This is a genomic window from Neoactinobaculum massilliense (assembly GCF_900604955.1).
Taxonomy (GTDB): domain Bacteria; phylum Actinomycetota; class Actinomycetes; order Actinomycetales; family Actinomycetaceae; genus Neoactinobaculum; species Neoactinobaculum massilliense.
The window spans coordinates 343,882-366,028 of record NZ_UWPE01000002.1; the positions used below are offsets into that span (position 1 = coordinate 343,882).

The 22,147-nt window shown below is 61.6% G+C and carries 20 protein-coding genes; 7 read left to right on the forward strand and 13 right to left on the reverse strand.

Annotated features, from left to right (window positions below; all coding sequences use genetic code 11):
• Positions 1-87 precede the first annotated feature (87 nt).
• Positions 88-642 (forward strand): fluoride efflux transporter FluC, encoded by a 555-nt coding sequence (locus EIH27_RS07710; protein WP_164461645.1) that lies wholly within the window; start codon positions 88-90, stop codon positions 640-642.
• Positions 639-1,100 (forward strand): fluoride efflux transporter FluC, encoded by a 462-nt coding sequence (locus EIH27_RS07715; protein WP_124040397.1) that lies wholly within the window; start codon positions 639-641, stop codon positions 1,098-1,100. The genes EIH27_RS07710 and EIH27_RS07715 overlap by 4 nt, the downstream gene beginning before the upstream one ends.
• Before the next feature lie 87 nt (positions 1,101-1,187).
• On the opposite strand, the gene EIH27_RS07720 is transcribed toward EIH27_RS07715, so the two are convergent.
• The 5 genes from EIH27_RS07720 to EIH27_RS07740 all read right to left on the reverse strand — a co-directional run bounded on the left by EIH27_RS07720 (position 1,188) and on the right by EIH27_RS07740 (position 5,614).
• A complete protein-coding gene (locus EIH27_RS07720) occupies positions 1,188-2,072 on the reverse strand; it encodes a dihydrodipicolinate synthase family protein (protein WP_124040398.1) in 885 nt (294 codons plus the stop codon).
• Between the two features lie 110 nt (positions 2,073-2,182).
• A complete protein-coding gene (locus tag EIH27_RS07725; protein WP_124040399.1) occupies positions 2,183-2,629 on the reverse strand; it encodes an RbsD/FucU family protein in 447 nt (148 codons plus the stop codon).
• Entirely contained in the window at positions 2,620-3,459 is an 840-nt protein-coding gene (locus tag EIH27_RS07730; protein ID WP_124040400.1) for an amidohydrolase family protein, read from the reverse strand. Before EIH27_RS07730 ends, EIH27_RS07725 begins: the two co-directional genes overlap by 10 nt.
• A 33-nt stretch (positions 3,460-3,492) precedes the next feature.
• Positions 3,493-4,281 carry an SDR family oxidoreductase gene (locus tag EIH27_RS07735; RefSeq protein WP_124040401.1) on the reverse strand — a complete coding sequence of 263 codons (789 nt, stop codon included), beginning with the start codon at positions 4,279-4,281 and terminating at the stop codon, positions 3,493-3,495.
• 49 nt (positions 4,282-4,330) lie between these two features.
• Positions 4,331-5,614 carry an enolase C-terminal domain-like protein gene (locus EIH27_RS07740; protein ID WP_241153038.1) on the reverse strand — a complete coding sequence of 428 codons (1,284 nt, stop codon included), beginning with the start codon at positions 5,612-5,614 and terminating at the stop codon, positions 4,331-4,333.
• A 114-nt stretch (positions 5,615-5,728) separates the two neighbouring features.
• On the opposite strand from EIH27_RS07740, the gene EIH27_RS07745 reads away from it, so the two are divergent.
• The 4 genes from EIH27_RS07745 to EIH27_RS07760 all read left to right on the forward strand — a co-directional run bounded on the left by EIH27_RS07745 (position 5,729) and on the right by EIH27_RS07760 (position 10,563).
• A complete protein-coding gene (locus EIH27_RS07745) occupies positions 5,729-6,490 on the forward strand; it encodes an IclR family transcriptional regulator (protein WP_124040402.1) in 762 nt (253 codons plus the stop codon).
• Between the two features lie 404 nt (positions 6,491-6,894).
• Positions 6,895-8,277 (forward strand): SLC5/6 family protein, encoded by a 1,383-nt coding sequence (locus EIH27_RS07750; RefSeq protein WP_241153039.1) that lies wholly within the window; start codon positions 6,895-6,897, stop codon positions 8,275-8,277.
• Positions 8,278-8,286: 9 nt separating this feature from the next.
• The gene (locus EIH27_RS07755; RefSeq protein ID WP_124040403.1) at positions 8,287-9,672 is read left to right on the forward strand and encodes an L-serine ammonia-lyase; all 1,386 of its coding nucleotides are present in this window, start codon (positions 8,287-8,289) and stop codon (positions 9,670-9,672) included.
• A 66-nt stretch (positions 9,673-9,738) separates the two neighbouring features.
• Positions 9,739-10,563, forward strand: coding sequence for a helix-turn-helix transcriptional regulator (locus EIH27_RS07760; RefSeq protein WP_241153040.1), 825 nt, complete (start codon positions 9,739-9,741; stop codon positions 10,561-10,563).
• Here EIH27_RS07760 and EIH27_RS07765 read toward each other — a convergent pair whose 3' ends face one another.
• Genes EIH27_RS07765 through EIH27_RS07795 form a run of 7 tightly spaced genes read right to left on the reverse strand, consistent with a single transcriptional unit; the run spans position 10,564 to position 20,697 of the window.
• Positions 10,564-11,841, reverse strand: coding sequence for an AGE family epimerase/isomerase (locus tag EIH27_RS07765; protein WP_124040404.1), 1,278 nt, complete (start codon positions 11,839-11,841; stop codon positions 10,564-10,566).
• Positions 11,838-12,713: a carbohydrate ABC transporter permease gene (locus EIH27_RS07770; protein ID WP_124040405.1), complete on the reverse strand. Its 876-nt coding sequence runs from the start codon at positions 12,711-12,713 to the stop codon at positions 11,838-11,840. The genes EIH27_RS07765 and EIH27_RS07770 overlap by 4 nt, the downstream gene beginning before the upstream one ends.
• The gene (locus tag EIH27_RS07775; protein ID WP_124040406.1) at positions 12,710-13,792 is read right to left on the reverse strand and encodes a carbohydrate ABC transporter permease; all 1,083 of its coding nucleotides are present in this window, start codon (positions 13,790-13,792) and stop codon (positions 12,710-12,712) included. Before EIH27_RS07775 ends, EIH27_RS07770 begins: the two co-directional genes overlap by 4 nt.
• A gap of 12 nt (positions 13,793-13,804) precedes the next feature.
• Positions 13,805-15,091, reverse strand: coding sequence for an ABC transporter substrate-binding protein (locus tag EIH27_RS07780; RefSeq protein WP_164461646.1), 1,287 nt, complete (start codon positions 15,089-15,091; stop codon positions 13,805-13,807).
• A gap of 2 nt (positions 15,092-15,093) precedes the next feature.
• Complete coding sequence (locus EIH27_RS07785) at positions 15,094-16,329, reverse strand: family 20 glycosylhydrolase (RefSeq protein ID WP_164461647.1); 1,236 nt, start codon at positions 16,327-16,329, stop codon at positions 15,094-15,096.
• Between the two features lie 11 nt (positions 16,330-16,340).
• Complete coding sequence (locus EIH27_RS07790) at positions 16,341-17,534, reverse strand: glycoside hydrolase 5 family protein (protein ID WP_124040409.1); 1,194 nt, start codon at positions 17,532-17,534, stop codon at positions 16,341-16,343.
• Entirely contained in the window at positions 17,527-20,697 is a 3,171-nt protein-coding gene (locus EIH27_RS07795; protein WP_124040410.1) for an alpha-mannosidase, read from the reverse strand. The genes EIH27_RS07790 and EIH27_RS07795 overlap by 8 nt, the downstream gene beginning before the upstream one ends.
• Positions 20,698-20,828: 131 nt before the next feature.
• On the opposite strand from EIH27_RS07795, the gene EIH27_RS07800 reads away from it, so the two are divergent.
• The gene (locus tag EIH27_RS07800; protein ID WP_124040411.1) at positions 20,829-21,872 is read left to right on the forward strand and encodes a LacI family DNA-binding transcriptional regulator; all 1,044 of its coding nucleotides are present in this window, start codon (positions 20,829-20,831) and stop codon (positions 21,870-21,872) included.
• Here EIH27_RS07800 and EIH27_RS07915 read toward each other — a convergent pair.
• On the reverse strand, positions 21,869-22,147 hold a 279-nt coding region (locus tag EIH27_RS07915), incomplete at its 5' end, for a hypothetical protein (RefSeq protein WP_206424919.1). The two genes, EIH27_RS07800 and EIH27_RS07915, sit on opposite strands and share 4 nt — an antisense overlap.

Here is a 22,147-nt window from a genome sequence, read left to right on the forward strand (position 1 = left end):
CGGGGTCACGGAGCAAAACTGGCGCGGTTGCATTCGGGTGCCGGTATCCCCGAGTTTTCCCAGGGGCACCCCATTAGACTGTGCCGCGTGAAACCTCTGTACCGAGACCCGCGCGGCCTCCTGCTGGTGGCCATCGGCGGCGCCGCCGGAACGGGAGTCCGAGAACTCTGCGCCACCCTCATGGCCCCGGGCAATCTAGCCGCTCATCCCGCCGCAGCCGTGCTGGGCAGTTTCACGGCCACCGTACTAGTGAATCTGGCGGGTGCATTTCTGCTGGGTCTCGTCACGGGACTCACCGCGCGCACCGGTGCGCGCGGTGGGCGCCAGAAGCTCCTCCTGGGCACGGGATTCTGCGGCGGTTTCACCACCTATTCCACGTTCATTCTGCAAGCCACCCTCGGGTACCTGCTGGCCGATTTTCTCCCCGTCATGCTCTACACGCTCGCGATGTTCGTGGCCGGACTGGGTGCGGCCGGTTTCGGCCTGTGGCTCGGGGAGCGTCAGCACCACACGGAAGGGCGGCCCGTCTCGTCACGACGTCGTAGCCGCCAGCAGCATCGCACCGCGCGCGCACTTCGCTTCAACCATTCCAAGCGGGCGGGTCGCAGCTCCCAGCACAAGAAGAAGGGGGCCGCGAAATGACGTGGTTGTGGGTAGCGCTCGCGGGCGGGCTCGGCGCCGCACTGCGCGGCGTGGTGGATTCGGGAATAACGGCGCTGCAGCAGCGCAGGGCGGAACGAAAGCAGTCCGGCCACAGCGGTAAGGCGGCAAAACAAGCATCCAAGAAGGCGGGGCAGAACGCACTGAAAGCTCGCGCGAAAAGGCCGCTTCCCCTGGGAATTGCGACGGTCAACGTGCTTGGCGCACTACTCATGGGCCTGGCATTCGGGTACTTCGCGCAGGTGGGGAGCGGCATTTACGCCGTGTTAACCACCGGGTTCCTGGGCGGATTCACCACATTTTCCACGGCCATGCTGGACGTGGTGCAGCTGCATAGGCAGCGCCGGCCGGCGGCGACAGTGGGCATGCTGGTGGGCACGTTTGCGCTGGCGGTGGTGGCGCTGCTGCTCGGCGCCCTGGCGGGCGCGGCGCTGCGGTAGGCAGGATCGCGCCGCGGCGTCGTACTAAACCCTCCACCACATGTGACGCCGGGACTGTCCAGGCCGTGCACTACTACCGCCGCTACCTCAAACCTCCGAAACAATCCTCTGAATCTCTTCAAGATCCGCTCGCGACAGAGGTACACAGGGCTCGCTCGTGGCGGCACTCATCGACGTGCCCCGCGCGTTGACGCCCGCCTTAATTGTTTGAACGAAAAGATCGCCCACCTGGTAGATGCGCATCAAACGCGAAACGTGCCCCGCATCCTTATGCACCGTGGCGAAATCACCCGCATCCCAGGCGGTGTTCAACTCAACAAAGAGTTCGGGTGCAATATTCGTTAACCCTGAGATAATACCCGCGCCGCCAGCAATTCTGTTCGGTACGTAGTACTCATCGAAGCCGGAGAATACGGCAAAGTCATCGCGCACTGCCCCGGCGGCCTCAATGACCTCACGGGTATGGCTAATCGTATCGACCGTGTCCTTCATGCCGATTATCTGCGGGAAGGCCTCGGCAAGCCTCTGCACCAGGGACGCCCCGAGATCGGATCCGGTACGCGCCGGGAAGTTGTACAGCACTACCGGGAGCTCTGACTCCGCTACAACCCGGCCGAAATAGCGGAATGCAGCCTCATCGCTGGGTCCAAAATAGTAGGGCGAAATCACCACCGCGCCGTCCGCACCGGCGCGCGCCGCGTACTGTCCCAATTTAACCGTGTCGCTGAGCCGGGTAGAACCGGTACCGACAAGAAGCTGAGTCCGGTGCGAAATACGCTCGACAGCAAAATCAATTGCCTCCTCCTTTTGCGCTCTTGAGAAAGCGTAGAATTCTCCGATACTCCCAAAAATAAGAATGCCGGTGATACCTGCAGTAACAAGGTGGTCAATATGCGGCCCCCAGGCATCAAAGTCAATGGAACCATCGGACCGAAGCGGGGTGACGCTGGGGGTATATATGCCGCTTTGCATTTTTGTTTCCTTTCAATATGCGACTCATTCCGACCGAGTGCACAGCGTGATACACCACTCCCGGCCCACCGGAACGGAAAAGCGGGGTGCTCGGCGCGTGTGCCGGGCCCTCATACGCTTGAACTGACAACCCCCTTCCGCAAAATGACATTTGCGTACTGCGCCGTCTCACCCGTAGCAATGACGCAATACGCGTTTGCCGCCTCGCGATAGAACTCAAACCGCTCGAGGAAGCCGATGGCCGCATCCCCGCGGGGATCGTGCTCCCGTATGAGTTCCCTATAGTCATCCCAAATCGGGGTCTCTACCTGGTCGCCGGGTACCACATCCATCAGTTTCACCGGGGTGCGGTCATACGTATCAATCGGCACCAACGCCAGTACGGCTTTGAGAACGTCCGCCCCTCCCCGTCCATCCAGGCGAATGACGTGCGCATGGCGCCCTACCGACGCCGCGGGAAAGTTCCCGTCAGCAATCACGAGGGTGTCCCCGTGCCCCATTTCGTCCAGAACCTTAAGCAGCTCGGGAGAAATAAGCGGAGGAATTCCTAGTAGCATGATTGCTCCTTCCGGCGTGGACGTTGCGCAGGCTTGACCGCCGGTAGTGCCGGGACCCGCACGCCGTATGCACGCAATGCGTTTTGTGAAAACACCAGCGGGTCATCCCCAAAAACGGATCTCACGCGGCGCAGGTGGCTTTCAAGGCTGCCCGTTACATTCACCATCGGGAAGTTTGAAGCGAACATAATGCGCCGGGGCGAAAACACGTCCGACACAAATTTTGCCGTTTCAAGGTCTATTGGATTGTCACCCGAAATCTTCACGTAGAGATTCGGCAATTCGGATAGGCCCTGCAGTGCGTACCGCCCCCTCCGCGTCAGGTGAGATACGTTGCCCATATGATTGAGGATCACCGTCTCCTGAGGCACTTTCTCCAAGAGGCCGAGGACAGCCGGGAGATCCTCCTCCCTATTAACCACCTCGAATGGCAGCTGCCGGTCCGCTAGAACTTCAAGCCCCGCAAGAAACAGCGGATCTTGAATGCGAGCTCGCTGTATTTCATTTGAATGAAGCGGCTCCCGGATGGCCGTGGCCAGCACGGGAATTCTCATATACGGGCTTACCCTGCTCCGCAGCGTCCGCCCGATAATGAGCGGCGAATCGTTCTCGTACAGGAGCCGATCCTCTTGTTCAGGATCCGTTTCATCCACCTCAACGTAAATGGCTCCATCGAGATGCACACCGGGAATACTGGCAAATTCGCGCTCTAGCTCATCTATCCCAATGGGCCGGTTCACGGCCGGGACCGCATCCAGCCACGGCATTCGCTGAACCCTGGGATCCCAAATATGGACATGCGAATCAATAATATGCAGGGTTGGCATCATTTCACCGCATTCTTCGCAGCACCACGGCAGCCATCAGTCGAGCGCTCGGTCAAGATGCACATACCCGCCATCCGGGAAGAACCACTCCCCGGTGGTGTGTGATGAGCAATCCGAGAGTAGGAACGCAGCGGCATTGGCGATCTCCTCCGGAGTGGTCATGCGCTTCTCCAGAGGGATCTTGGTAGTGATAGCCGCCAAGCGATCCTTCTGTGCTTCTTCGTCACCAAAGGTTTTGATCCAGTTGGCATACATCGGCGTCCACGCCTCCGCCACAACAATTGCGTTGGTACGAACACCATCTTTCGCCAGCGCCGCCGCCCATTCGCGAGTAAGCCCGAGAATGGCGCCCTTGGCCGCCGCGTATGCTGATGTCTTTCCCTGACCCGTCAGGGCAGTTTTTGACGTTATGTTGACGATGGATCCTCCTGCCCTCTTGAGGTAGCCCACCGCTTCATGCACGATCTCGAAATAGTGCGTCAGATTCTGGTGCAGGGATCTCTCAAACTCCCGCCACGAGGTAGTTTCCAGGGCAAGATTGTCATTAATGCCAGCATTATTCACCACGTGATCGATCCGCCCAAACTTCCTTCCAACCTCCTCAATGATGGGAGCAATCCTGTCCGTATCATTGAGATCAATCCGGTAGCAGGCAAAATCGGAGGCAACACTTTCAAGACGAGCCCTGTAATCAGCGCGCGGATCAGCACGGTCCAGAATGACCGGGATGGCACCCTCCCGGGCGAGCCGGAACACAATCCCCTCGCCGATCCCGCTTAATCCGCCAGAAACAATCGCCACATGGCCCTCAAGGTTCAGATCCATCTCAACACTCCATCGTGTAATCGCTTGACCATTGGTGCTTCCGAGACGCCTACCCCCGGTACGTGAATTCTTCAATCGAGGCGGGGAGCATCTCCGTCCCGGCCCCCGGAGTTCGTTGCGCTACATACCGCCCATTGCGAATCACCGTCGGGGAAACAAAGTGTTCATGCAAGTGATCCACGTATTCGATGCGCCGATTTTCCATGTTCCCAGACACAGCCACGTAATCAAACATGGACATATGCGCAACCACTTCGCAAAGTCCCACACCGCCGGCATGGGGGCAAACAGGAACGCCGAACTTGGCGGCGAGCAGAAGAATCGCAAGATTCTCATTCGGGCCGGCCACTCGCGTGGCATCCATCTGCAGAATCGATAGTGCGTGCGCCTGCAGGTATTGCTTCGCAAGCACACGGTTCATCATGTGTTCACCGGTGGCCACCGGTATTGGGGCAATCGCCTTCTGAATGGCGGCGTGCCCAAGGACATCATCCGGGCTGGTTGGCTCTTCCACCCAGGCCAGATCATATTCGCTCAGCGCGCGGATCCACTCGATCGCCTCCGGCACGTCCCACCGCTGGTTCGCGTCAACGGCAATTCGGATATCAGGGCCCACCGCCTCGCGGGCAAGCCTCAGGCGATGCCGGTCTTCATCCAAATCGGCACCAACTTTTAGTTTGATCTGATTAAAGCCCTCAACCTCTACCGCCTCACGCGCGAGGCGAACGAGCTTTTCGTCGTCGTACCCTAGCCAGCCGGGGGTGGTGGTATATCCCGGATAGCCACTCTCCAGGATCTCCTGCGTTCGCCGCTCACGGCCCGGTTCGGCTCTCTTCAAAATCTCGAGCGCCTCGGTGCGGGTTAACACATCGGTCAAATACCGGAAATCAACACAGTCAACAAGTTCCTCGGGGCTCATCGAGCTGAGTAATTGCCACAGTGGCATCCCCGCTCGCTTTGCCTTGAGATCCCACAGCGCGGTGAGCACGGCGCCGATTGCCATGTGCTCCACGCCTTTTTCTGGGCCCAACCATCTCAGCTGCGAGTCATAGACAAATAGTCTCCACGCCGCCCCCATATCAGCGAGGAGTTCTTCAACATTTCGCCCCACCAGGTGATCTTCCAGTGCTTTGATCGCGGCGACTTCAACATCATTTCCACGGCCGATCGTAAAGACAAATCCATCGCCCTCCAGGCCATCGTCCGCATCTGTGTGCACCGACACATACGCCGCTGAGTAGTCAGGATCCGGGTTCATGGCGTCCGAGCCGTCCAGCATCGTGGACGTTGGAAAGCGAACGTCATGCGTGGTTATCCCCGTGAACGTGCTCAATTCAGTCTCCTTTGACCAGAACAATTCACATGTGTTTCGTACCACGGACTATAGTTTCATGTGTCGAAACTGACAAGTTTCGCGCGTGAGGTTCACTTGAAGATTGGAGGAGCAATGAACAAGCCGGAAAGGGTGACCGCAGCTGATAAGACCCTCCTTGTCCTGGAGGCCGCCATCGACCATCCGCGGTTTACAGACATCGTTGAAGTCACCGCCCTGTCAAAGACAACGGTTCACCGCATCCTCCGAACCCTGATGGATCATGACTTCCTCACGCAAACCGAAGAGGGCCATTACACCGCCGGTCCCCGCGCTTTATCGCTTGCCTCCAGAGCATTCACCAACATTGATATCTCTGAAATTGCCCGGCCGTATCTTGAGTCCCTTGTGCAAAGAACCGGCTTCCAGGCCCACCTCGGAGCACCCAACGGATCAGAGGCCATCTACCTTGCAATCATCGAGGCCGACAAGCCCTATTCGATACCATCCGCCGTTGGCCGCACCCTTCCCCTCCACACGTCTGCCATGGGCAAGCTGTTCTTGGCGAACGCGTCAGAAACACACCTTAAGAACTACCTGCTTGATCCAGGACTCTTTCCCCGCACTCCGCACTCATTCACGGATGCAGACCTGTTCAAGAAAGAGTTGCAGAAGATCAAAGAGAACGGCTTCGCTATCGACGACGAGGAGAACGTTCCCGGCATTCGCTGCATAGGCGCGCCGGTCCGGGACCACACCGGGCACGTCACGCACGCAATTTCTCTCACCACGCTCGCACTGGAAACCTCGACCGCCCAGCTTGAGAAAACAGCTCCGGCGGAAATTGAAACAGCCAACGCGATCTCGCATGCACTCGGCTGGGAGGAAAGCAAGTAGCTACGGGTGCCGTCCGACGCCGAAGCCTCCGGTCGCGTACTACTAACACTAGCCCTGGCCGTGCTCGGGTCGCTGTCAGCGCCAGCCCGTAGGGCACAGCCGCCGAACACCGGGCTACACGCCGCGCGCCCCACACCCGGGACCGCGCAGGACCGCGCTGCGACGTCGTCGCCCCACCGCGTGCACATTTTCTCTCATTTTGAGAATCATCCCCTTCCCCGGGTAATACCACACACCTATTTCGCTCTAAACTGGCCCAATTACGCCACTCCCTCCCTGCGGTTAAGTTTTATCATGATGCAATAGTTTTATTTGCATGCTGCAGGTTTTTTCGTATTCTAGAGGGGTCCAACGAACACGGCTCCTCTGGAGCACGGTTTCGGCTCAACGATTGGAAGACAACGATGTCTGAAAAGGTCGATTCCCCGGTTGCCTCTCCGGCCACCGCCCCCGCGCCGCCGCAGGCGGAAATCAAGAACATTCTCACCGGCGCCACCAAGAGGGTTCCCAACGCCGTGGCAGCCAATCCTCTAGCCTGGCACAAAGGTGACACCATCTGGATGCTGTCCCTGTTCGGCACGGCCATCGGCGCCGGCACCCTATTCCTTCCCATTAATGCCGGAGTGGGCGGCATTATCCCCCTCATCGTTATGGCCATCATCGCCTTCCCCATGGCCTATTTCGCGCATCGCGGCCTCACCCGTTTCGTCCTCTCCGGCACGTCAGCCAGCGACGACATCACGGTGGTAGCCGAGGAACAATTCGGCCGGCGGGCAGGCAACTGGATCACGGTCCTCTACTTCCTCTCCGTGTACCCCATTCTGCTGGTCTACGCCGTATCCATCACAAACACGGTGCAGTCATTCCTGGTGAACCAGCTCCACGTGGGCGCACCGCCGCGCTGGCTTCTCTCGCTTCTCCTGGTCACCGGCCTCATTGCCATCGTGAGTTTCGGGGAAGCGGTGATTACCCGCGTGATGAGCACCCTCGTGTTCCCCTTCATCGCGGTCCTGGTTGCCCTCGGCCTGTTCCTTGTCCCGTTCTGGAACACGTCACTCTTCCACACGTTCTCCCTGTCCTCGGTAGCAAAAACCACCGGTCAGGGCCTGGGCGCCACCCTGTGGCTCCTCATGCCCGTCATCGTGTTCGCGTTTAATCACTCCCCCATCATTTCCTCCTTCGCGGTGGACAACCGGAAAACCTACGGCATCTTTGCCGAGCGCAAAACATCCCGCATCCTTGCCTACGCCGAGCTCCTCATGGTGGTAGTGGTCATGTTCTTCGTTCTCTCGTGCTCCCTGGCTCTCTCCCCGGCGGATTTGATGGAGGCTAAGCATCAGAACGTCACCATCCTCACCTACCTGGCGACGCGTTTTAACCAGCCCGTTATCGAATGGGTGGGGCCGATCGTGGCGATGATCGCCGTCACCAAGTCCTTCCTGGGGCACTACCTTGGCGCATCCGAAGGTTTCGAGGGCATGGTGGTGCGCATCGGCAAGAATCACCAGCGCGCCCTCACGGCCACCTGGCTGCATCGCTTCACCGCGGTGTTCATGCTCCTCACCGCATGGCTGGTTTCCTGGGCCAATCCGTCCATCCTGGACATGATTGAAACCATGTGCGGCCCAATCATCGCCCTGCTCCTCTTCATCCTGCCCATGTATGCAATCAAGAAGGTCCCGGCGATGGCCAAATACAGGGGTCACATCTCCAACCTGTTCGTGGTGATCACGGGCCTTATCGCCGTCACCGCAATTTTCTACAACATTTACCTCATGTTCGCCTAGGAGATTCCCATGTATATCTCTGTGTTTGACATCTTCAAGATCGGTGTTGGTCCCTCCAGTTCGCACACGGTTGGCCCGATGAAGGCCGGTTTTGCGTTCGTTGGGGAGTTGGAACGCGAGGGTCTTTTCGACGACGTCGCCAGCGTGCAGGCCGACCTGTACGGATCCCTTTCTATGACCGGCCGGGGTCACGGAACAGATAAGGCCGTCATCATGGGCCTGAGCGGGTGCCTCCCGGACACGGTGGAGATCGCCTCGATTCCCACCACCGTCGATACGGCGCGCACGCAGGGTGTGCTCATGCTGGGCGGCGTGAAAGAAGTGGCGTTCCCGAAGAAGGATGGGGTGCGCTTTAACTTCAAGCGGCTACCGCTCCACGAAAACGGGATGAGCATTAGTGCATATGATGCCTCCGGCGCCCTCCTGCTGAAAAAGACGTATTACTCGGTAGGCGGCGGCTTCATCGTGGACGAGGAGCACTTCGGCATGCAGGCACCCGAGGATGATATCGAGGTCCCCTACCCCTTCGATTCGGCGCAGGAATTGCTCACCTACACGAAGCGGGGCCACATGTCACTGGTGGATATTGCGTGGGCCAATGAGCTAGCCCTCCACAGCGAGGAGGAGATTCGCGGCTACCTGGCCCGGGTGTGGGACGTCATGCGGGAGGGCATTGAGCATGGGGAAACAACCAGCGGAAACCTGCCCGGCCGGCTCATGGTTCCGCGCCGCGCCGCCGAGCTGTACCAAAAGCTCATGAAAACCGATCCGGATGCCACCGATCCGCACGCAATCATGGACTGGACCAACATGTACGCACTTGCCATTAATGAGGAGAACGCCGCCGGTGGCCGCGTGGTGACCGCACCTACCAACGGTGCCTGCGGCATCGTGCCCGCGGTGCTGGCCTACTACAACAAGATGGTCAAACCGGTAACGGAGAAGGAATACATCCCCTACTTCCTGGTGGCCGCCATGGTCGGGGCACTCTACAAGATGAACGCCTCCATTTCAGGAGCCGAAGTAGGCTGCCAGGGCGAAGTTGGGGTGGCCTGCTCAATGGCCGCCGCCGGGCTGGCACAGCTCTCGGGCGCCTCCCCCGAGCGTGTGGCCGCTGCCGCAGAGATCGGGATGGAGCACAACCTGGGCCTCACCTGCGATCCGGTGCTCGGCCAGGTGCAGGTGCCGTGCATCGAACGCAATGCCATGGCGTCCGTCAAGGCCATCGACGCCGTGCGCCTCTCACTCACGCGGGATACGGAACCCGTGGTGAGCCTCGACCAGGTCATAGCCACCATGTATCAAACCGGCAAGGACATGATGGCGAAGTATCGCGAAACCGCGCAGGGCGGCCTGGCCGTGGCGCTCTACCCCAAGACAGCTCCCTGTGACTAGGCACGTGGGGCGCAACCGCAGCGCCCCACCTCACCCACCCCACCGCCATTATTTTCAGGACAAAGCATGAAACAACACGGCACCTATCGTCCCTCGGAACCCAAAGCCCCCGCACGGCGTCGGCTTGGACTTCCTGCTCGGACGGACAAAAAATTGATTATTATTGGTACCTATACCGAGGACGAGCACAACCACGCAGAACTAAGCAGGACGGTGACAACGATGACGAGCGATTCGGAATACATCCGCATGTTCGCACCGCTTGTCCGGTTCCTCGGTGCGGCGCTGGGGCCCTCCACCGAAGTGGTGCTGCACGATGTTTCTGACCTGGACCACTCGGTGGTAGCCATCGCTAATGCGGAGCTATCCGGCAGAAGAATCGGTTCTCCCGCCACCAGCCTCATGCTGCGCACACTGCAGCACGGGAAAGATTCGAATACAGAATTCGTGGCCGGCCTCGATGCCGAAACCAGCGACGGTAAGCATCCGCTCCGCTCCTCCACATTCTTTATTCGCCGCGATGGCCGGCTGGTAGGCATGCTCTGCCTCAACTCGGATAACACCTCGCTCACCGAACTGGAGCGCGTGGTGCAGAAACTGGTGCGCGATCATCGGCCAGAAGTGCCGGCCCCCGCGGAGCCCCCCGAACAGCTGGTGACCTCCATTGACGGCCTGTGCGCCACCGCGATTGCCACGGCCGTGCGCGCAAAGGGCGTGCCCGTCACCCATTTCACGCCGGAGGATCGCATGGATGTGGTGCGCGCGCTCAATAATGACGGATTTTTCCAGTTCAAGGGCGGCGTGGCGCATCTGGCGCACAATCTTCACGTGTCCGAACCCACCGTGTACCGCTATTTGCACGCGGCACGGCGGGAAGGACAGGTCGCCTAGCTAGCCGCGGCGCGTGGCGGCCGCTTCCTTCGTGGCGCGCGCAAAACCTACCGCATAGTCGCCATCACGCAGAACTAGCGCCTGATAGGCGTGGTAGATCTCCGGCATACCGGTCCACGTGCGCTCGGAGAGGCGGTTGGACCGATCCAGTTCCTCCCGCCAGTGACCGGGTGAGGCAATGAGGAATTCGCGGGCGTACGCCCACCACTCGGCTTCCCAGCGGCGAAGCGGTAGGTCGAGGAGATCCAGGCCAGCCAAGGATACCCCGGCGCTGCCCAGTTCGCGGATCGCGCCGGCGGCCACCACCACCGCGTTCAGAGCCTCACACACCACCCAGTGCATGCGCTCGTGGGTGATGGGGGTGCCGTCGAAATCCGTGGTGTAGATGAAGCCGGGTGCGCCATCCACCGCCCAGCCGTCACGGACAGACTGCGCAATGAGCGCCAGTTCGCGGGATATTTCAGCCTGCGGGATGAGCCCCGCGCGCCACGCCATTACGTGCGCCTGGATGGAGAGCCGCGCCCACTCGAAACCATGACCAATGGTCACACCGTAGGGGCGGAATGGATCCGCCGGCCGCTCTCGGTTGTAATCCGGATCTGGCTCCCACCGCTCCGTGTAGTGCTCCAGAATGCGCCAGCCCCGTTCGCGAGCGCCGTCCATGACGAAATCACAGATCCGCACGGCCCGCCGCAGGTAGGTGGTATCACCGGTGGCGTCATAGACGGCCAGCAGGGACTCGGTGGTGTGCATATTCGCGTTGATGCCACGGTAGGGTTCCGTCCAACTCCAGTCGGCACTGGCGGATTCACGTACCCGCCCCACGGAGGGCTCCCACCAGTGCTCCTCGCTCTGGGCGAGTGCACGCTCCAGCAGCTCGCCCGCATCGGGATGTCCGGCCTGCAGTGCGCTGGCTGCCGCGAGCACCACGAAGGCGTGCGAATAGGACTCCTTCACGTCGTCGCCCTCGCGGAGGGGGCCACCGCCGGACACGTCCACGGAACGGAACCACCCGCCGTGTTCGGCGTCGTACAGGTTCTCACGCAGGGCGTGCATACCGTGATCCAGGAGGGGTGCGGCGGCCCTGTTGCCCCGGAGTACTTCGCAGGCGAATACGTGAGTGAACCGCCCATTAATCCATAGTTCGACGCCGTGGTCAGCCTGATGGTGGCCGTCCGCGTCCAGGTAACCGAAGCCGGCCGGCACCACCGCGCGGGTTGCAAAACGAATGAGGGCGTCGCGCTCGGCGTGGCGCCACATGTTCATCTTCTCGGTCATCCCTTGACCGCTCCTTCCTCCACGCCGCGGAAGAAGTACCGCTGCATGGTTGAGAAAATGATGATGATGGGGATCAGGGCGATCACCGTGCCCGCGGCCACCACCCGGGGATTCTGCCCGAATGCGGACTGCAGGTACTGCATGCCCACCGTCAGCGTGTATTTTTCCGGATCCGAGAGCACCACCAGTGGCCAGAGGAAATCATCCCAGGCACCGATAAAGGAAAATAGTGCAACCACGGAGGCCATGCCGCGCACGTTGGGCCACACCACATAGTGAATCCGCTGCCACGTACTGGTGCCGTCCACCACCGCCGCATCAATGAGCGCATGCGGAATCATCCGGCAGGACACCGCCATGAGCAGTACGTTCATGGCCGCGATCGCCCCGGGCATCCACACGCCCACCAGCGAATTTTCAAAACCCATTGCCTTGACCGTGAGGTACTGGCTGGTCAGCGTCACCTCGCCGGGGAGGAGCAGGGTGGAAAGCAGGATAGCCACCGTTATCTTTTTCCCACGGAAATTCATCTGGGCGATCGCGTAGCCTGCCAGCGTGGCGAAAATGGTATTTGAAAGCACGGAGGCCAGTGCCACCAGCACCGAATGCCAGCCGTAGCTGATAATCGGGACGGTACGCGCCACCTCCGCGAAATTACTCCAGGTGGGATTTTCGGGGATTAACCGCGGCGGGAACTGATAAATATCCTCCCCCGCCCCCTTAAATGCGGTGGAAAGCTCCCAGAGGAACGGACCCACGGAGACGATGAACAGAATGATAAGGAGAATGTACTTGACGCTCACCAACCCCGGCGTGACGTGCTCATAGGGTGCAGAACCACGCCGGTACCATTTTTCCTTTGCCTGCTTCATGACTGCTCACCTCCATACCGTTGCGTACCGCTAGCGGGGAATGCCGCTGCGGACGCCTCCTCCTGCCGAATTTGCCCGCTGTCATTGAACGCCGCACGCGGGATCCGCGCGCCATGCGTTAGTGCCACGCGTAGCTCCTCCGCACTCTCGGGCCGCAGCGCCGCCGCCTTCTTTGCTTCGCGCCGCTCGCGCCGTTTCCGCAATTGTTCACGGCCGCCGTAGTTGAGGTACGCCACGATGAGCAGCGGGCCAATGGTGAGGAAGAACAGCGCCACGGACATGGCGGAGGCATAGCCCAGATCACCATTGAGGCCGGAGCCCGCCCGTTTGATGAGCATCACCACGGATTGGTCAAGCCCGCCGGGACCGCCCGTGCCATTCGAGAGAATATACAGCTCGGAGAACACGCGAATGGCGGATACACAGATGAGTGCGGACACCAGTGCCATCGCACCGCGCACGGAGGGGATGGTGACGGAGATGAGACGCCGCCACCACCCGGCACCATCCAGTGCGGCGGCCTCGTGTACCTCGGTGCCCACGTTTGCCAGTGCCGCCAGGTACACCACCATGTAGTACCCCAGGCCCTTCCACACGGTGAGCGCAATGGCGCAGAAAAGTAATTTCCAGCGATCCACCAGGAAGTTGATGGGCGCGTCCGTTAATCCGGCCGCCTGTAGCGCCTCGTTAATAATGCCGCGCGAATTAAAGATCCAGGACCAGATAATGCCCACCACCACAATGGAGGCCACCACCGGGAAATAGAAGGTGGTGCGGAAGAACCCGATGCCCGGAATTTTCTTCATGACCAGCAGCGCCAGCAGGAGCGGGAGAATGGTGAGCAGCGGTACGCACACCACCACGTACACAAGCGAAACTATGAGGGCCGAGCCAAACTGCGGGTCATGAAATAGTTGCGCATAGTTCTCCCACCCGATGAAACCCACGGCCTGCAGAGGCCTCGCATTGGTGAAGGAGAGGACCACGGTGTTCAGGAACGGCCACAGGCTGAACACCACCACCCAGATCACCGCCGGGGCCACCAGAAGGTACGGAGTGAACCAACGATATGATTTCATGACCCGCCGCCTTTAGTTCAACAGGGCGTTGCACTGCTGGACGGCACTATCGAGTGCGTCCTTGGCAGATTTATCGCCCGAGAGCGCCAGTGAAACCTGCTGGACCACAGCCGTCTTCATCTGGCCGGAGAGTTCCAGTGGGGTGAGCAGCTTGGCATTCTGGACCGTCTTGGCAGAGACAGCCATGGCGTCCTTGAGGAGTTGTGTATCGGACCCCTCCACCAGCTGCGAAGCGTCCTTGTTGCCCTCGACCGTGCCGGGCATGAAACCCTTGGCAATCTTGACAAAGTCCACCTGATTCTCCGTGTTGGTCACGTACTGGGCAAAGGCCAGCGCGGCCGCCGGCGCCTTGGAGTTCGCGGCCACGGAAATACCCTGCACCAGCAGCTGCGGGGTCTCCCACGGTTCACTCACGGTAACGGAGGAGGCGACGGACGGCGCATTTGTCACCACATCCGTAGCGAAGGACGGCGTGGACTGAATGGCCGCCATGCTGCCCTTGTAAAACGCCTCGTTGGCGGGCGTGCCATTATCCACCGCGGAAACAATCTCGGGAGGCATGGCACCCTTTTGATAAAGCTTCGCGTACTGCTCAACGATCTTTACCGCCTCCGGGCTGTTAAACGTAAACTTTTGCGTTTTTTCGTCCCACACCTTGACCCCGCGTGCCGCCAGGAAGCCCACGTCCGGCACACGGTTGAGGAGCGCCACGCCGTGTTCGGCCGCCGTGGCCGCATCAGCCTGGTATTCCTCCTCGGTGGTGGGGATGGTTGTTACCCCGCCCTTCTTGAGCGCGGCCGTATTCCAGTAGTTGAATGCCACGCCCAGGTACCACGGGTAGGCGAAATCGCCCTCCACCCCGGTGTACTCGTAGGCCTTGATGCCGCCCTCCACGTACTGGCTGAGTGTTCCTGCATCCGCCGCCTTGAGGTCACGCAGCTGGCCCGCCTTGGCCAACTGGTAGGCGTACTCGGGCGGCACATTCACCACGTCAGGTAGTTCATTGGCGTTGGCCTGCTGGAGGAGCTTGTCCTCATAGCCGTCACCGGGCTGGTCCATCCACTTGACCTTGACGTCCGGATATTTCTTCTCGAAATTGCTGATGAGCTGTTCAAAGTACGGGGTGAACTTATCGTTCTTCAAACTCCAGGTTTGGAAGGTAATTTCCCCCGCAATCTTGTCCGAAGCGGAACCGGAGGCCGCCGCGGGCTTCGACGTCGAACCGCCCGTGCAGCCGGCCAGTCCGAGAGCCATCCCTGCTGCGGCGCATACCGCAACAATCGATCGTGCCAGTTTCATTTTCATTCCTCTTCTTTGAGTGTCACGGCGAGTGCTCGCTTCACGGTTTCTCTGCTGCGAAGCCCTCCCACCGTCCAACAGCGGCTAGCGAAAGCCATGAGGGGCCACTTCGCCAGCCGGACAACCGAAGTGCTCGTGAGCGCATCCGGCTCGTCGCACCAAATTGAGAACGTGGCGCCCGCGGTACCCGGGATGCGGGTATGCCCCACATGATCCGGGTACAGGTCCGCCGCGAATTTGTCCCACACACTGTCAAATGTGGGCAGCCGGTCCAGGTGATCTCGCTTGAGCACGAAATAGAGCGCATCCGCATCCCAATTGAGCATCGTGTGGGCCACGAGCTCATCCGGCGGCGCCATGTGGCTACCCCACCGAGTCCAGTAGTGGACGATGGCCTCCGGATGAAGATCAATCGTGCGCCGCACCTGAACGCCGTCGTTCCAGACGCCCGCGCGAATGCCTCGGCGGTACAGGCGCTCCACGGTGGCGTTGACGAACTCAATCCACACATCGTTTTCCCGTGCGCCTTCGCCAAAACGATCCTCCGCGTACCGGCGTAGCTCAGGTAGGGCGAGCCTGTGGTCCAGGAATTCGTCGCCGCCGATCGTTACCTCGTCCGCCCGGAACAGCGCCTGGGTTTCATCCAGCAGTGTCCAGGCCAGTTCCCGGGCGTGCGGATCAGTCACATCGAGCGCACCCATCACGGGCTGCCCGTCCAGCGTCAACTGTGCCCACGGGTCTGCCGCCAGCACGTGGCCGAGGTGCCCGGGCATATCAATGCTGGGGATCACCGTAATGCCAAGCTCATCGGCGGCAGCGCACATCCGCGCAACGTCCACCTCCGAGTAATGCTCCGCGGACGTCACCTCCGGGTGAGCGGCGGAGGGGAGCCGGTATCCTTCGTTTTCGGACACGTGCAGGTTGAGCACGTTGAGCCGCCCCCACGCCATGAGGCGCAGCAGATCAAGCACCGTTTCTACCGGGAAGAAGTGCCGGCCGGCGTCCAGGTGCAGCTGCCGCCGCCCGTACGGGGGATCAAAGCTTCCCGCGGTGACGGGCACACCGGCCGCGCGTTCGAGAAGCACCTGCACGCTTCCCCACACCAGGCCGGCGTGGGTGGGTGCGCATATTCGTGTGTGCTGCGCATCCGCCGGTGCCGTGGTGGCGCGATGCACCGTGTAGGTGGCCCGGCCCGGCTCCTGGCGCATGTCGATGCCAGCCGCGCGCGCAATGCTCATGGGGTTCGGGATCATGCTGCCTCCAGGGTGACGGGCACACCGCATTCGATGGCGTGCGCCCACCGGTCAAAAATCTCCCCGCCCGGTGCGACGACGTCGCGCGCACCTGGTACGGTGGGTCCGGGGATTGTGAGTGGCCCGGTACCCATTGCTGCCCGTTCGGGCGCCGCGATCCATTCGGCCACCGCACGCCCCGTAGCGGTGACATGCCGATCACTATCAAGCAGACCGAGGCTGTATTCCACCTCGGGGAAGCCCGTCAGGGAGCGCGGCACGTTAGCGGAGCACCACCAGGTGATGGCGTCGTTTTCCGGCACGGCAGCCGCCTGCGTGAGTGTGCTCCGCACGAAGCCCTCAAGGTGATCCGGCGCAATATAGGTGCGCGGGGCACCCACCTCCTGCAACCACAGGCGCATTCCCGGTGCCCACGCCCGCGCGAGTTCAAGTAGATACCGCGCGTAGAGCGCCAGGCGGGGATGATCCGGACCGTATGTCTGTCCCACCTTGCCAAACACCCAGGAGTGGACGGTGGCCACATCACCATCCGCGATGCATTGCGGCGTGAAGGGAAGGCGAGCCTCGAAGAATAAATCTTCGTCGTAGGAGAAGGTGTGGGTTCCCTCCGGCCACGTCTCGCGCGCCTGGCGCAGCATGGTTTGTACCCAGGCGCGTGCCGCCGCCGGCGTCAGGTGCATCGCCAGCGGATGGCGCGGCGCCGCAAATTGCACAATTTCGTTTCCCAGCGAAAGGCCGGTGGCGCCGGGCACGTCGCGAAGCGCATCCGCCAAGGCCCGAACCAGCTGGCGCTGCGCCTCCACCACAGTGGGATCCGTGAAGATATTGGCCGCATGCCAGCTCCGCACCCAGGCGGGTAGGAAGTCAAAGCTGGACATGTGCCCCTGGAGCACATCCACGGCAACACGTAGCCCGCGTTCGCTGGCCGCCACGGCCACATCCCGCACGTCCGCGAGCGCACCCTGCCGAATCATTCCGGGGTTGGGCTGGAGGATGGGCCACAGTGGGAACACCCGTACGTGGTCCAGTCCCAGCGCCGCCAACTGATCGAAATCGCGCCGCACCTCATCAAGGTCGAGGTCCAGCCACGAGTAGAACCAGCCGCTGGTGGGCACGTAGTTGACACCCACCGTTGGGTAGCCGCCCGCAACAACTGGGGACCCGCCCGCAACAGCGTTGAGATCACTCATCGCGAGGCTCCATCGTGATCGTGGCCAGTTGGAATGCGCCCAGGTCAAAGCGATAGCGGTCCTCGCCTAGCGCTACCAGCGTGGGTTCTTCGTCTGACGGCTCGTAGAGCAGGTTCGTGAGAGCCACGCGCGCCCCGGCGGGTGCCCGAAGCGTGACGGTGGATGGACCACCCTGCGCCTCATACACGCGCACCGCGAGTGTGCGTGGCGTATCCGGTACCACGGCCACGGATTCCACCACGGCACCCTCCACGGCGAAGGGCGCATCCACCGGGGTGGCGCCCACCAGATACCGTTCTCCCAGGTTGAGCTGCTGGCCGTCGGCCACCGCATCCAGGGTGGAGGCTCCGGGGTGAAGCCGGAAGTTCCATTCGAAATGTCCCTGGTCCTGCTCCGGATCCGGGAATCTGGCGGATTTCAGGAGCGTGGCACGCACCAGCGTCCATGTCTCATGCCGGCGCGGCCCCTTCTCCTGCTCATACGCGTGGCGCGTGAGATCCCAGCCGTACGTGGAATCATTTGCGATGCCCAGCGCGGCGCTCGCGTTGGCTAGCCGCAGCCACCGGTGTGCACTGACCTCGAAACGGTAGGCATCCCAGGAGGTATTTTCGTGGGTTGGCCGCACCAGGTGCCCAAATTGTGTTTCGAATTGTGCCTGGCTGGTGTGGATGGCCACGGGAAGCGCCAACTTAACGAGGTGCTCGTGTCCGTGCCACTCTGCCTCAATCTGCACGTCAAGGCTCCGCGCGTCATTCTCTAGGATCCACGCGATTGTGAAGGTGGACCCTTGGAATGCTGCGCTACTGCGCACGGTAACCCGATCATCCAGCACGTCCATGCCCTCGAAGTGAAGGGGGAGCACCTCGCGCGTATCGCGATAGAACGGATCAATATCCCAGGCATCCCACATATTCGGGAAGTCCTGGAACACCTCAAGTAGCCCCGCGCGTTGACCGGCCGGGATCAACTCAATTCCGTCCTCGCCCACCAGCGAGATCAATGCACCATCCTCATCGAACCGGGCTGTGACGTGCCCATTACTAACCGTTCGGCCGGCGTGCGTCACGCGGCACCGCTCCGCGCCGTCGGCGGCCGCAACGTCATCGCCTCCCGTACCGGATCCCGGACCGGCGGCTGCGGTATCACCTGCCGCGGTCTCGCCTGCCGCGCCCACGCTCAAGGCGGCCACACCGTGCTGGCTGAACGCGGATGCGTTAGCTATCAGGCCCTCGCCACTCTCCGCACCCACGTGCCGCAGTGTTGTACCTGACGCGCCGGTAAGCGCTTCAAGCGACGCGGTAATAATTTCTTCAGCGGCGGCCGCGATCCTGGCGTGGCGCGCGCTAACCTCGCGGTACACCCATGCGATCGCGGTGCCCGGCAAAATGTCGTGGAACTGGCACAGCAGTAGCGAGCGCCAGGCGTCGCGAAGCTTTTCATGCGGATAGGGGCGCACTCTCGCGTATGCTGCCAGAGCCGCCCAGTGCTCGGCCTCGCGCAGAAGGGATTCACTCCGCCTGTTTCCCTGTTTCACCGCAACATGCGAGGTGAGCGTGCCGCGGTGAAGCTCCAGGTACAGTTCACCCACCCACACCGGAGGATTCGGATAATCTTCCTCGGCGCGGTCGAAGAATGCGGCCGGCGTTTCATGCGCAATCCGCGGGCTTCCCTCTAGATCCGCGTACCGCTCAATTCGCTCAAGCATGCCCCGCGTTGGCCCACCGCCGCCGTCACCGTAGCCGTAGGGAAGCAGCGATACACCGGCCCGCCCCTTATCCTGGAAATTCGTTTCCGCGTGGTGCAGCTGTTGGCCGGTGACCTCGCTGCCGTACGTATCCACCGGTGGAAAATGCGTAAAGAGACGCGAACCATCAATACCCTCCCAGAGGAAGGTGTGGTGCGGGAACTTATCCACCTGGTTCCAGGAGATTTTCTGGGTGAGGAAACGCCTAATGCCGGCCTCCCGCGCAATCTGCGGTAGAGCGGCCGAATATCCGAAGGAATCGGGCAGCCACACTTCCTCGCACCGATATCCAAACGCGTCACGGAAGTACCGCGCGCCCTCAACGAACTGGCGTGCCATGGCTTCCGCTCCGGGGAGCTGAGCATCAGCCTCCACCCACATGGACCCAACCGGCACAATATGACCGGATTTCACCTGCGCACGAACGCGCTCAAAGAGCTGCGGATCCTGCTCCTCAAGCCACGCGGCGTGCTGAGCGGCCGGGAACGCAAAGATGAAATCGGCACCGTCCTCGAGAAGACGCACCACGTTTGCCAGCGTCCGATTCACCTTGCGCTTGGTTTCCCGCAGCGGCCACAGCCACGCCGAATCGATGTGCGCGTGCGCCACCGCCGAGAGCCGGTGGGATGACGCGTCGGCCGGCTGCGCCAGTACGGGCGCCAGCACCGCGCGGGCGCGTGACGCCGTCCCCGCAATGTCGTCAAGGTCCAGCGTGTCAATCGCATGGGACAGCGCGAGCAGGATCTCCCACCCGCGTCCGTCCAGCTCCTCGTTCTCCCGCGCGGCCACCAACTCGCGCAGGGTAGCGACGTCGTAGTAGAGCCCGTACACCTCACCGTGCGTAATCACTACCTCGGCGCGCGTGAGCGCGTAGAGATCATCGCGCGACGCCGTCCGCTTGTCACCATCGCGCGTCACTTGGAACGGTGGAACGCCAAGCAGCAGGGGGTTTGCGGCAGCCTCCACGGTGAATTCGTACCGCGCGGGGTTCTCTCCCGGCTGGGGCAGTGGCACCCAGTTGTTGCGCGGGTTAATGGCCTTGATGGTGTGGCCCTCCGCGTCGCGTACCAGGCCTTCGCTCTGGAAACCGGGCGAATGCGAGGCCCACCCGAGGTCTATGCGCGCCTCCAACCTATCCGTCGGGCCTAGCGCCATATCCGCGCCCGACGGAATGCGGGCAGTGCACCGGAGCCACGTGGTTTCCCACGGCGCACCCCACTGCTCCCCAACGTTGAGGGGCGTGAAGCCCGTGACCGGTACGTCCGCCGGCGCGACCGGTTCCCCGATCACGCCCTTCTCCCGCGGTACGCGCCACGCGCTCACATCCAGCGCGCTAACGCTCGTGGTAATGGCCGGTTGGATTTTCTCCCGCAGTGTGCGCTCTATGCGCGCCTCGAGAATTCTTCTGTTATCGTGCATGATCGCCTTTGACCTCCTGCAGTACGTGCCCCACGTTACGTACTAAACCGGTTTAGTGCAAGCGATCATAAAGTCGTACGATATGTTCAAACCGCGCGGACAGTCGCATACCCGCCGGGGAGGAGGCTCACGTGGCAAAACCGACCATTCGTGACATTGCCACTCAGGCGGGGGTATCCCCCGCGGCGGTATCATTCACGCTCAATAATCGCCCGGGCGTTTCCCAGGCCACACGGGAGAGGATCCTGGCTGTTGCGCGCCAGTCCGGCTGGACGCCCAATACGCGTGCGCGGTCACTATCCCGGGCCCGGGCCGACGCCGTTGGCCTCGTAGTAACACGGCCCGATGATTCGTATACCTCCGAAAGCTTCTACTTCCGCTTCATTGTGGGACTTCAGAACGAACTGTCCGGGGCCGGTATTGACGTGGTACTACGGCACTGCTCCGACCCCGCTGCCGAATCTGACATCTATGAGCGCTGGAGTTCCTCCGGGCGGGTGGACGGCGTGATTATCCTGGACCCCGTTTCTGAGGACCCGCGGTTCCCACTGTTGCGTCGCCTCAACCTTCCCGCCGTTGTGGTGGGGCAGGAGGTGGAGGGGTTTCCGTCGCTCATTACGCAGGACGCCGCCCTCATGGAGGGTATCGCCGCCTACCTGGCCAGCACCGAAGTACGGCGCATTGGCTACGTGGCCGGCATTGCCTCTCTCACCCACACCGTGCAGCGCCATCAGGCGCTCGAGGCCTTCAGCGCCCAGAATCCCGCGGTGAACATGCTGTTCTCGGCGGATACGGACTTCACCGAGAACGCGGGGCGAAAGGCTACACGAACGCTGGTGGATGCCGGGGTGGATGCACTCATTTTCGATAATGAGGTGCTGGCGCTCGGCGGCCTGACAGCACTGAGTCAATCAGAAGCGCAGCGCATTCAGCTGTTCTCCTGTGAGGATTCCCCGCTGTGCCGTGTGGCGCAGCCGCAGATTTCCGCCGTGGAATCCAGTGCCATCGCGCTGGGACGCAATGCGGGCGCGCTCATGCTGGAGCGGCTCACCACCCAGCAGGTACCCTCCCGCACCATGCCGGTTCCGCAACTCATTATTCGCGCGGTAGCACCACCCGTCGCGCTCCCCACCCGGGCCGCGGCAGCCCCACCCGCCGCGCGCCTCCCCTCCTAGATTCGGCACCGGCCATAGAAAGGCTCATTATGAATACTCCCATCCTGGTAGTTGGCGAATCCGTTGTGGATCTGGTGGCACACGCCGATCCGGCCAAAGGTGAAACGTCGGGTCACCCCGCCCAGGCCGCCCCCACCCGCCAGCACCCCCCCGCCCAGCCCCAGTGACATGCGCCGAATGCGCGCGCGATTCCGGTACGCCCGCCGCTCGGCCTTCCGCGCATCAAGGTCTGCTGGCGCGCGGCGGCTGGATAGATCCGGTAGTTCGGGACGAGA